This window comes from Arthrobacter celericrescens (assembly GCF_003614925.1).
Classification (GTDB): domain Bacteria; phylum Actinomycetota; class Actinomycetes; order Actinomycetales; family Micrococcaceae; genus Arthrobacter; species Arthrobacter celericrescens.
On sequence record NZ_QYLP01000055.1, the window covers coordinates 1 to 1,703 of the forward strand.

At 65.4% G+C, this 1,703-nt stretch carries 1 protein-coding gene; it reads right to left on the minus strand.

The genetic code is table 11. The features are described 5' to 3' along the window. Positions 1–296 precede the first annotated feature (296 nt). On the minus strand, positions 297–1,409 hold the full coding sequence (locus tag D3654_RS11860) for an IS110 family RNA-guided transposase (protein ID WP_120521706.1): 1,113 nt from the start codon (positions 1,407–1,409) through the stop codon (positions 297–299). Positions 1,410–1,703 lie beyond the last annotated feature (294 nt).

The following is a 1,703-nucleotide window of genomic DNA, read 5'->3' on the forward strand; positions in this document are numbered from 1 at the left end:
CCCAACTGATATGTAGGTTCGGGTGTCAAGGGCAGTGGTGAGCGGCCCGCGGCGTGGGTTCCGTGGGCCGCTTGGGGGGTGCCGGCCGGTGCGGGGTGGTGGCGCGGGTCGTTGTCGACTGCAAGGGTCAGACTGATATTCGCGGGATGGGTACCGCATGACGATTGTTCGACCGGAGCGTATCGGTGTCTAACTTCGGGCTTGGACAGGAGGGTGTCTGCGCCACAGTTGGGTCCCGGGTTGGCCCCGTGTGCTTCCGCGTGGTGGCCCTCCCGGGCCGGGGGCACGTCTTGGTCTTAGGCGGCGTTCATGCGTTCTGCGTGTTCGTGCTGGAGCGGGGCGGCCAGGGACCAGCACCAGCCTGCCAGTTCCCTGGCGACGGCGGTGTTTGCTTTGACCGGTGTTTTGGTCCGGGCGTCGAAGTTGTGCCATCTGTGATGCAGGCGGTGGTTGCCTTCCAGGGCTCGGATGCGGGTGGCGGGTTCAACGAGGTCCAATTGGCGGGCAAGCCGCCCGGTGGGCCCGCTGAACGGGCGGCGGTGTTGCCAGGCTGCTTCGATCAGCAGTTTCCGGGCTTGGGTGTTTCCGGCTTTGGTGATGGGTCCTTGGCGCCGGGAAGGGCCGGAGGACTGTTCGCTGGGAACCAGGCCCAGGTAGGAACCGATACTTGAGCCGGTGAAGCGGGTCCAGTCCCCAATTTCGACTGCTAGCCCGAACCCGGTGACAACCTGAATGCCGCGAAGACACATCAGCGCATTGATCACCGGGGCGTATTGGCAGGTCGAAGCGATGATGGCCAGGTGCTGATCGATGCGCCTGAGCCGAATGTTTAGCAGCTCGGCCTGTTCCACGGCGCTGTCATAGGTGAACTGCAGCACCGGATCATGAAAATGCTGGCGGCGCAGCCACGCACCATGTTCAAGCGTCCATTTGTGTTCCTTCGGGTATCGGATGCCGTGGCGCAGCAGGAACGCGTTGACGTGCTGGCGGGCATGGGCCAGGTCCCTCGCCGCGGACGCACGCAGTCGGGAGACATCGCGCAGAGCCTCCTGTTCCGGGTCGGGGATGCGGACTTCGGTGACCCTGCCCACTGCAAGCATCTCGGCCAAGACCTGGGCGTCCCTGCGGTCCGTTTTCACGCGGTCCCCAGGGGCACGGAGCAGCTTCGAGGACGCAGCAACCACGCAGTCAACGCCCGCATCCCGCAGGGCCCGGGCCAGCACAAACCCGGTCGGCCCGGACTCATAAACGGCTTTGACAGGCGGCTCGAAACGGCGGACCCAGTCCAGTACCACGGCGGGCTCGGCGGCCATCGCGGCCCGCTCCAGCTCCCCGCTGCGCTGATCCAAGGCGCAAGCAACGACGCTCACCGCGTGAACATCGAGTCCGATGAAAGTATGCTCAAACATAGCCGGGACCTCCCTAGCCTCACATGCGGCACTACCATTGCAGGCCCGAAAGCCCTTCGGGACCAAGAGGCCAGCCATCTGGCAACCCGCGGCAATGTGACACCGAAGGCCCCGGCCCACACCAATGGCCCGTCCGGACAAGGGCAACACCGCCGGACCTCAGGGCCACGCCGCGCCACATCCGATCAAAAGGCGCCAGCCACCCCCAGCCGGCGCGGCGGGACCGGTCCGGCGACAATGAACAACCCCGGACGAGCCGCCCCGATTCATATTGTCTAACTGGCAGTTGTTGTC